The 10,402-nt window shown below is 34.1% G+C and carries 8 protein-coding genes; all 8 read left to right on the top strand.

Going from position 1 to position 10,402, the window contains the following annotated elements; all coding sequences use genetic code 11:
- The coding region (locus GXX20_08570) for an ABC transporter permease (GenBank protein HHW31707.1) at nt 1–917 on the top strand (917 nt) is incomplete at its 5' end.
- The gene (locus GXX20_08565) at nt 917–1,930 is read left to right on the top strand and encodes an ABC transporter ATP-binding protein (protein HHW31706.1); all 1,014 of its coding nucleotides are present in this window, start codon (nt 917–919) and stop codon (nt 1,928–1,930) included. The genes GXX20_08570 and GXX20_08565, both read left to right, overlap by 1 nt.
- Before the next feature lies 1 nt (nt 1,931).
- Nucleotides 1,932–2,942 carry an ATP-binding cassette domain-containing protein gene (locus tag GXX20_08560; protein HHW31705.1) on the top strand — a complete coding sequence of 337 codons (1,011 nt, stop codon included), beginning with the start codon at nt 1,932–1,934 and terminating at the stop codon, nt 2,940–2,942.
- Between the two features lie 88 nt (nt 2,943–3,030).
- Nucleotides 3,031–4,590, top strand: coding sequence for a hypothetical protein (locus GXX20_08555; protein ID HHW31704.1), 1,560 nt, complete (start codon nt 3,031–3,033; stop codon nt 4,588–4,590).
- Between the two features lie 210 nt (nt 4,591–4,800).
- On the top strand, nt 4,801–5,745 hold the full coding sequence (locus GXX20_08550; protein HHW31703.1) for an ABC transporter permease: 945 nt from the start codon (nt 4,801–4,803) through the stop codon (nt 5,743–5,745).
- A gap of 23 nt (nt 5,746–5,768) precedes the next feature.
- Nucleotides 5,769–6,758, top strand: a complete 990-nt coding sequence (locus GXX20_08545) for an alcohol dehydrogenase catalytic domain-containing protein (protein ID HHW31702.1) — start codon at nt 5,769–5,771, stop codon at nt 6,756–6,758.
- 273 nt (nt 6,759–7,031) lie between these two features.
- A complete protein-coding gene (locus GXX20_08540; GenBank protein ID HHW31701.1) occupies nt 7,032–8,654 on the top strand; it encodes a sensor histidine kinase in 1,623 nt (540 codons plus the stop codon).
- A gap of 84 nt (nt 8,655–8,738) precedes the next feature.
- On the top strand, nt 8,739–10,298 hold the full coding sequence (locus GXX20_08535; protein ID HHW31700.1) for a response regulator: 1,560 nt from the start codon (nt 8,739–8,741) through the stop codon (nt 10,296–10,298).
- Nucleotides 10,299–10,402: the final 104 nt, after the last annotated feature.

The raw sequence follows: 10,402 nt of genomic DNA, 5'->3' as shown, positions 1-10,402 counted from the left end.
TATTAAATAACAATATCCAGGAAGCCCATTTACTTGCTGCAAAAGCTGCAAAAAAAGAACATCGAAAAGAAAAATGGATCAAGGCATATAGGTTTATACGTAGCAACAAAAAACTTTTATTTGGAGCTATTACTTTTTTTGTCATTCTTTTAGTTGCTATATTTGCTGATCAAATTGCTCCATATCACTATGCAACTATAGGTACAGGCGCTAGATTTGAGAAACCTTCTTCAGCTCATTTATTTGGAACTGATAATTTTCAACGTGATATATTTAGCCGTGTTGTTTATGGAACAAGAATCTCATTGTCTGTAGGTGTTATTTGTGTAGGAATTGCACTTGTAATAGGTGTTCCAGCCGGATTGTTGGCCGGATACTTGGGTGGATGGGTTGATTTGATTCTTATGCGGATATGTGATGTATTGCTTTCAATTCCCTGGGTTCTAATGGCAGTGGCTGTTACAGCTATATCAGGTCCTGGTATTCATGTTGTCTATATAGCTATGGGAATTGTTCATGCACCTGGTTTTATGCGTATTATGCGCAGCATGGTACTGTCTATCCGAGAACGCGAATATGTAGATGCTGCTGTGCAACTTGGGGAAAGTAAATTGTCGATTTTATTCAGATATATCCTTCCTAATAGCGCAGGTGTAATAATTGTACGTGCTGCCGGTGTTATGGCTGGAGCCGTTTTAAGTGAAGCTGCAATTAGTTATATCGGATATGGCACGCAGCCACCAAATCCCAGTTGGGGTCTTATGCTTACAGATAGTCAAGGGTATCTTTGGCAACAGCCTTGGATGGCTGTGTTTCCTGGTATTGCAATTGTGCTATTGGTACTATCTGTGAATTTATTTGGTGATGGTCTGCGTGATTTGCTTGACCCGAGATATAAAGGGAAGGTGATGAATTGATGGAAAATAATAATAATATCAAAAATATATGCCTAAAGGTGCGTGATCTTAAAACATCGTTTTTTCTTAATTCAGGTCGTAAAGTACAAGCTGTGAAAGATGTAAGTTTTGATCTTTACGAAGGTGAGACATTAGGCATTGTAGGTGAATCAGGATCTGGCAAATCTGTAATGGTAAAATCCATTCTGAAACTGATAACGCCTCCGGGCAAAATTGAATATGGATCGGTGATATTTAACGGTAGAGATTTGATTAAAACCCCTGAAAAGGATATGCTAAATGTTCGAGGACGTGAAATTTCTATGATTTTCCAAGAACCTTTATCTGCCCTGAACCCATCTTTTACTATTGGATGGCAGATTGGTGAAGCATTCAGACTTCACGGCAAGTATTCAAAAAAAGAAATCTATAATATGACGCTGGAGGCACTTCAAAAGGTTAGCATTCCTGATCCAGAAAAACGGATAAATGAATATCCGCATCAATTTTCTGGTGGAATGAGGCAGCGCGTACTCATAGCCATAGCACTGGCCTGCAACCCAAAAATATTGATCGCAGATGAACCTACTACGGCACTTGATGTAACGGTTCAAGCTGACATAATGGATTTACTGGATGAACTTAGAGAAAAGTCAAATATTTCAATTATACTTATCTCTCATAACTTAAATATGGTAACCGAACGCAGTGATCGGATTATAGTAGTATATGCTGGCAGTATCCAGGAAATAGCTACAAGTGAAGAGATTGTACAAAACCCACTTCACCCTTACACCGTTGGCTTAATGAATTCCTTACCAAATATAGCAGAAGAAGGACAAAAACTTACTGCTATTCCGGGTGAATTACCAGATCTTACTATTGAAATAAAAGGCTGTTCTTTTGCACCCCGCTGTGCCTTTGCCACTGAACGATGTTCAACTGAAGCGCCTGAATTGTATGAAATAAGTCCAGGGCATTTTTGCAGATGTCATTTATTTAGTGATTCAGCTAGATTAAGTGGAGGTGTATGAAGTGGATAATGAAATACTTACTGTAGAAAATTTAAAAATCCATTTTCCATTAAAAAGAACTATTTTTGAAAGAATAAAAAACGTGCCAGCTAAAGTCGTAAAGGCTGTTGACGGTGTATCTTTTTCAGTTAAAGAAGGAGAAACACTTGGTATTGTAGGAGAATCTGGTTGTGGGAAAACCACTATTGGTAAAGCAATTGTTGGTCTTAATCCCATTACAGAAGGTAGTATATACTATAAAGGAAATAATATCACAAACCTTAAGGGTGATGAGAGAAAAAAACTATGTAAAGAAATACAATATATTTTCCAAGATCCATATTCCTCTCTAAATCCTCAAATGACTGTTATGCAGATAGTACGACGTCCACTTGAAATTTTTAATCTCTATGACCCAAAAGATAGGGAACGTAGAGTACTTTCAATATTAGATATGGTTGGCATTTCTTCCAATCAGGTTTATAGATATCCTCATGAATTTTCTGGAGGTCAACGCCAAAGGATTAGTATCGCTAGAGCACTTGCAGTAGAACCTTCAGTATTGATAGCTGATGAACCCACTAGTGCACTTGATGTTTCCATCCAGTGCCAAATTCTTGATCTCTTAACAATGCTGAGGCGAGAATTAAAACTTACAATGATATTTATTTCTCATGATCTTGGTGTTATTAATTATATTACTGATAATGTAGCAGTAATGTATCTAGGACACATAATTGAAAGCGGTAATACTCGTGAGGTTTTTAAAAATCCTTCTCATCCATATACAAAAGCCTTATTAGAAGCCTTACCGATACGTGCATCTACTCGCAGAATACGTAAAATCAAACTCGAAGGCTACATTCCAAGCCCTATAGATCCGCCAAAGGGATGTCTTTTACATCCACGTTGCCCTTTTGCTCAGCAAGAATGTATCCAAAATGTTCCTGAACTAGACTATATTAATTCACGAAAAGTAGCTTGCCACTATTCAAAGACTCAGGACTTCCGCCCTAAAACTCTGGTAATATAAGGTTTTCATGAATATTGTTATTTTATATCCGGAGCGATTGTAAGCGCTTATGCGCATAAAAAATATAAATAAAATAGGAGGAGAGATCATGAAAAAAAAGCGTAGAATTGCACTGTTGATCACAATATTATTCGTATTCTCAATACTTGCTGGATGCGGATCTTCAACCAAGAGTACTTCATCAGATGATACAAAAACTACAACACCATCTTCTCAAACAAAAACTTCAAGTGGTGATATTGCAGAAAAAACTGTCATTGTCGGTATGGATCAAGAGCCTGAATCTCTTGATGCAACAACAATAGGTCTTGATCTTGTGCGTTGGTGTACAGATCCTATTTTTGGAAGGCTGGTTTGGCTTGACGAGACTGGTACCGAAATTGTTCCTGCTATAGCGGAAAGTTGGACATATATTACAGATACAGAAATAGAGTTTAAACTTCGAAAAGATGTTAAATTTCATAATGGTCGAGGATTGGTAGCTGATGACATAGTTTTCTGTCTTAATATTCAGAAAGATGAAAACTACGGAGCTAGTAATTATATCAATTTTGGACCTTATGTAGATAGCATTGAAGCTAAGGATGACTATACAGTTTTGTTAAAACTAAAAACTCCATATCCTGCTATCCTTTCTATTATTACAAAGATACCTATTTTTGCCCCAGAAGCTATTGATAATTTAGCAACAGAGCCTATTGGCTGCGGACCCTTTAAATATGTTTCATGGGACAAAAATCAGGAGTTAAAACTTGAAGCTTTTGAAGATTATTATGAAAATGGAGTTCCTGCTTATAAGTATTTAATATTCAAATTCTATGCAGAGTATAATACCTGCCTTACTGCTTATATGGCCGGAGAGGTTGATATTATAAACTGGTTATCAAATGTTGATGTTCCGACTATAGAGTCCTTGGCAGATAGTTATACTATGGCTGCTCCAACAGGTGCGTATTATCTTCAGGCAGATATGACTAATCCGATTTTTAAAACACCTGGAGTAATGAAAGCAATTTCACTTGCAATCGACAGAGAAAAATTGGTTGAACTTGTTCTAGATGGATATGGCATTCCTATATGGCTGCCTCAACATCCTGATAGTCCTTATTATCCAGATGACATAGAATATAAACGTAATATAGAAGAAGCTAAAAGATTGCTTGCTGAGGCTGGATATCCCAATGGTTTTACATGTGAATTGTTATCTCCGAAGACTGCTGTTGAAGGCCCTTTGGCAGAAGTATTGCAGGCTCAGCTTGCTGAGATAGGTATTACAGTAAAACTTAATATTCCCGAAGTTCCTGCTTTCCTTGAAGCATGGCAAAAAGGTAATTTTGATTTAGCCATCTGCGGTCACGGATATGAAACTGATCCATCTATTCGTCTGAACCGCTGGATGTCTGATAGTACTCAGAACTATGGACATTATAGCAATTCGGAATTTGATAGACTGTGTAGAGAAGGTGCTACTACAGTTGACGAAGTTAAGAGAAAGCAAATCTATTATGATGCATATCATATTTTTGTTGAAGATTCTGCCATAATATACATGATGGGTGAGGTTCGTTATTCAGCAATTCGCAATAATATTGAAGGTCTTATAAAGAGGACTTCTTATAATGATTATACAAGATTGACAGTTAAGTAGTTAACTATGAATATTCTGGTTAATATAACCAATTATTACCTTTTATCAGGCTGATAAATATCAGCCTGATAAAAGCCTATTACAGAAAATAGATATTTTAGTCTATATGAAACTTCAATAACGGAATCTGAAAATAAACATTTATCATGTAATGAGGAAAAAGCATGATATATTTGCTACAAATTCTGTCTAGAGAGGTGCCTACTAATAATGAAGATTTTAATAATAAAAAAAATTCTTGGAGCTATTTTTGTAGTTATTATATTATCTATACTATGTTTTTTGCTTATACATATGCTGCCAGGAGATCCGGCATCTATGATTGCAGGTACTAATGCTACCCCGGAGATGGTAGAAGCTATTCGCGTAAGAATGGGACTTCATCTTCCATTACATGAGCAGTATCTAAACTGGGCTAAGGGGATTTTGACCGGTGATTGGGGCAAATCGCTTATTGATAACAGAGAAATCTTACCACAGATATTAGAACGTTTACCCAGAACTTTACTGCTTACAATATCTGCAACGATCATTTCCTTGTGCATTTCTATACCTCTTAGTGTTACAGCAGCCTCAAAGCATAATTCCTATACAGATCTTACTATTACCAGCGCAGCAATAGTACTTCTTTCTGTACCTGAATTTTGGTTTGGAATGTTACTCTTAATCTTATTTGCAGTTGAACTGAAAGTGTTACCAGCTGGTGGTTTTACTGCGCCGTCAGTAGATTTCTGGATGTTTCTTAAACGCATGATACTTCCTGTAATGACTACTTCGATTTGTCTAGCTCCAGGATCATTGCGCTTGATTCGCAGTAGTATGTTGGATGTACTTGGAGAAGATTATATAATGTTAGCCCGCGTAAAAGGAAATCCCTCGTTTCGTGTAAATTATATTCATGCCTTACGTAATTCTCTTATTCCCGTATCTACCAGTATTAGTATGACAATTGCTTCTCTGATGGCGGGTGCTATTATTATAGAAAAAGTATTCCAGTATCCAGGTATGGGTTTCCTTATGTTCAATGCCATCGAACACCGAAATTACCCCATGATTCAAGGGACATTACTAATGTTTTCACTAATCATAGTGGTAGTTAATTTCTTTACTGATTTTATTTATTTACTTATTGATCCAAGAATTCGTCTAAATTAAATTTTTCAAGGTGGTAGTTAATTATGTTTGCAGTAATAATGAAAGGACCATTTGAAATTCAATATGAAAATGTTGAAGAACCTAAAATTCAATCAGGTGGTGTTATTGTCCGCATAAATGCTAGCGGCATATGTGGTTCTGATATGCACAGATATTTAGGTGAGGAACCAATCAAAGACACAAACAAAATATGTGGACATGAACTTGGAGGAGAAATTATTGAAATTGCTGATGATGTGAAAGGTTTTAATATAGGACAAAAAGTGGCTGTGAATCCTACAATTTCATGTGGAAAATGCTATCATTGTCAGCATGGTCTATCTTATTTATGCGATAATCAAAGATGGATTCCTGCTATGACTGAGAAGGTATTTGTACCGGCAAAATGTCTTGTTCCAGTTCCAAATAGTTTTGATACAATATATACGCCTCTTTTTGAGCCTGCAGCCACAGCAATTCATACATGCTCTGGCATAAACAATAAAAATGTTGTTCTAATTGGTCTGGGAACTGTTGGGCTTTTTGCAATGCAAATCCTTGAGAAACAAGGGAATAAAGTGGCATTGGCTGATATAAGTGTTTATTCTATGGAACAAGCAAGAAAATTAGGAGGAAAAAACATTGTAAATCTTAGTGATGAAGATTATGAAGATCAGATTTTTTCTATTTTTGGTAATAATAAGATTGATTATATAATTGATGGTGTAGGTATAACATCAACAGTGAATTGTGGAATTCGCCTTGTTAAAAAACTTGGAACTGTACGTATAGTCGGCGCATCAAGAATCTCCATTGAATTTGACTGCCGGACGGCTCTATTAAAAGAGGTTGCTTTGGAGTCTGTTTATATCTATTCAGAAGATGATTATCGAAGTGCTGCTAGAATGATTGTCAATGATGAAATTCTATATAAGGCGATAGTATCGAAAGTGTTCCCGTTAACCGAAGCAAAAAAGGCTTTTGAATATAAAAAGAATGTGCCATCAACAAAGGTTATTCTTAAGCATTTTTAAATATATTGTTATGAAACAGTTTAACATGCTCACGATTGTTGATAAAATAAATAATAAATTCAAATTATTTAATATCAAAATAAATATATTCCAAATTTCAGATTTATGATCTTCAAAAGGAGGGCATTAAAAATAAAACTTGAAAAATTAAATGTGCTCTTCCGTTTTAATCGCATGAGATTGAGAAATAAGCTTTTAATTATTGTATTAACTTTAATAATGGTTGCAATACTTTCATATGTTTATATTTTTTATTCCATGGGTGTAGTTATTATGAAGAAATCTATAGAAGCCCAGGAGAAAACCATACAATTAGTTAGCAATGAACTCAACGCTAAAATTGAAACTTGTTATAAATTAGCATTGAGATTGAAGGAAGAGGATAAGATTGTAAATTATGTTAATACAGATTTTTCTCAACTTGATGAAGAGACTGCTAATTCTATTAGAACAAATGCTGCTTTATCCTTATTTTCTAATATTATTTCTTCAAATAATCTATTTAGAAGTAGTTGTCTTATAAAAAATAATAATGAATATGTTATTCAAAATCCATATGATTACGCTATAGATAGCTCTTTTATTGAACAAGTACTACCTGTTGTAAGCATTAACCGCAATACGAGGATTATTACATTAGAAAAAGATGGAAAATCATATTATTGTCTTTATACACCTGTATACCAGAGAAACAGCAGGGTCTATTCCCATTTATTGATTCTTATTAACGATCGTTTTATTTCAAATATTATCCTAAAATATAAGAGAAAAGATGATTCATTCATAATTGTTGACGACAAGGAGCGATATGTCTATTATTCGGATTATAGAATTCCTGATAAGCCAGGATTTGATGTATCAATTACTGTACCTTCTCGAATTGATATATATCGGAATTCGGATAAATTAGTGCTGGCCACACACCTTAATAAAATAGGTTGGTCTATTTCCTTACAAATACCTAATAATATAGTTTTTGAAGAGCTTTACAGAAGTATTACAACGACTGCCATAATTATTATAATTGCATTAGTACTTGTATTCATCATTAACTATCTAGTCGTAGATAATTTTAACAAACGTATTCATGGAGTTGTTTCTGCAATGGAACGTATAAAAGCCGGAGAATTAAACTATCGGTACGAGGGAAAAGGAACTGATGAAATTAGTCAGATTGGCTATAATCTTAATAACATGGTCGATACGCTTAATTCTTTGGTCTATAACGTATCTAAAGCACAGCTTAAAGCTAAGGAAGCTCAACTTTACGCTATACAGCGTCAAATAAATCCACATTTTTTATATAACACTTTGGAAACTATTCGAATGGTGGCATTATACAACAAGGATCCACAAGCTGCACGAATTGCAAAATCACTGGCAGATCTTTTTAGGTATAATCTTGGCAAAGAAGGACAGATTGTTTCTATTGAGAAGGAACTTGATTATACACTAAAATATATAGATATTCAAAAAGTCCGATACAAGGAAAAATTTACTCTTGAAATAGATATAGACCCGTTGGTGTTAAATTATTCCATACCACATATGGTATTACAGCCAATTATTGAAAATGCAATGTTTCATGGCGTTGAGCCATCAACCAATCCAACTACTGTGCTACGTTTAATTGGGCGTATGGAAGGCCAGACAATTTATATTCAAATTCAGGATGAAGGAGTAGGTATGAATTCTGAGACACTTCAAGATATTCGAAAGAGTTTAAATAGCGAATATAGTATTGAAGAGCCGAGTAAACATTTAGGTATTGTAAATGTTAATGAAAGAATGAAGCTCTTTTTTAATATTGATGAACCTATTAATATAGACAGCATATGTGGTAAAGGTACCACTGTAACCTTACGATTTCCAGCCATAAGATATGCTGAGGAATAATATATCAAATGAAGAAAAAGATGTTCAGGCGACTTAGAGTAAATTTTTCAAAATTACTATATAGTTATAGAAAGGGTTATATATATGATAAATGTAATGATTGTTGATGATGAAGTAGATATATTATACGGTGCTCAGATGATTATAGATTGGAATAAATTAGGTTTTAATTTATGTGGATTATGCAATAATAGCTATGAAGCATTAGAGGTGTTTAGAAGAAACCTGCCGGATATAGTAATTACAGATATACGTATGCCTGATATTGATGGATTGACTTTAGCTAAGCTTATCAAGCAGGAGTGTAATGATACAAAAGTTATTATATTAAGTGGATATGATGATTTTAATTATGCTAAAACTGCTATTAGCATTGGAGTTTCAGGATACCTGCTTAAACCGTTAGACGAAATAGAGTTATCAATTCTTCTAAACAAACTAAAAGAAGAAATAACACTTCAAAAAGTGTCTACACATACAGACATTAAAGTAGATAATGCACTCAATCATAAAATTATTAGTCAGTTATTATCAAGTAATACACTAGATAGTAAACAAATCAAAAATCTCAGATTAAAAAGAGTCCAGCTAATAATTGCGAAACCTGATACACCATTTTTAATTGGAGTGATTGAAAACAGCAAGTTTGAAGAAGATTTTAAACAATTGAGTATTTATCTAAGAAATGAAACTACTATCTATTATGAACAATTATTTGAGGAAACAGCTATATTTGTTATTGAACCTTCCGATAATTTTACAATTACAAGAGAAAAACTTGAGCTTTCTCGCATCAGCAGTACATTTTCACTAGCTATATCTCCTATAATTACTGATATTAAAACATTGAGAGATGTATATGTTAATATTCGTACAGCATTAGATATAGACATATTATTTGGTTTACCTGGTGGAATTTATAATTATAGAACCATGCCTTTAAATATGGCAAAACCGCCTTTATACGAATTTGATTTTGACAAATGCAAGGAAGAGCTTTTTAAAGCAATGCTCTCTATGGATAGTACAGATGTTCGTAAATTGTTCTCGTATTTTTTGAATATTATACGAAAAAATAGAGAGCATATATCAGCAGAGATGGCACGTATGTTTTGGGAAAGACTTACTTTATACGCTAGAGAAATACTAAAACAAACATTTCAGGCACATACTGATATCCTTGAAGATTTTGATTTTGGCTGTGATTTAATGAAGCATTTTCCATCTATGCAGCAAATTTCAGAACATCTATACACGATTATATCTAACACTCTAAATTCGATTTACGAAGCTTCTTGGAAAAACATGAATATAACTGTACGGCAGATCATGCTTTATATAAGAATGAATGCTTGTAATGATATTAGTTTAAAAAAAGTTGCTGAAAAATTTTATCTTAATCAAAGTTATTTGAGCCGGATTTTTCGGGAAAAAACAGGAACTACATTTTGGACTTATGTTACAGAAATGCGTTTAGAGAAGGCAAAAGAAATGTTAAAAAATGAATATTTATCATTATATGAAATTGCACATCAATGCGGATTTAACAATGTTAAGAGATTACATGCAGTTTTTAAAAAGTACCTAGGATGTACACCTGGAGAATATCGTAAACAGGTTGCTTATAATGATACCAGAAATTAAGACAGACAAAACGGCCAAAATAAGTTAGAATGGAACTATGGAAAAGAGAAGAAATTTTACACCGGAAGAAAAAGCAAAAATAGTGATTGAGGTCTTAAGGGAAG

It is taken from the genome of Clostridiaceae bacterium (assembly GCA_012840395.1).
Taxonomy (GTDB): domain Bacteria; phylum Bacillota; class Clostridia; order Acetivibrionales; family DULL01; genus DULL01.
Note: the sequence above shows the minus strand (reverse complement) of the source record. Positions and strands in the feature narration are given on the sequence as shown.

Excerpts from the sequence above, each read along its gene's own strand:
- GXX20_08545 (HHW31702.1), top strand. The coding sequence starts at position 5,769 with ATGTTTGCAGTAATAATGAAAGGACCATTTGAAATTCAATATGAAAAT.
- GXX20_08535 (HHW31700.1), top strand. The coding sequence starts at position 8,739 with ATGATAAATGTAATGATTGTTGATGATGAAGTAGATATATTATACGGT.
- GXX20_08550 (HHW31703.1), top strand. The coding sequence starts at position 4,801 with ATGAAGATTTTAATAATAAAAAAAATTCTTGGAGCTATTTTTGTAGTT.
- GXX20_08540 (HHW31701.1), top strand. The coding sequence starts at position 7,032 with ATGAAGAAATCTATAGAAGCCCAGGAGAAAACCATACAATTAGTTAGC.
- GXX20_08565 (HHW31706.1), top strand. The coding sequence starts at position 917 with ATGGAAAATAATAATAATATCAAAAATATATGCCTAAAGGTGCGTGAT.
- GXX20_08555 (HHW31704.1), top strand. The coding sequence starts at position 3,031 with ATGAAAAAAAAGCGTAGAATTGCACTGTTGATCACAATATTATTCGTA.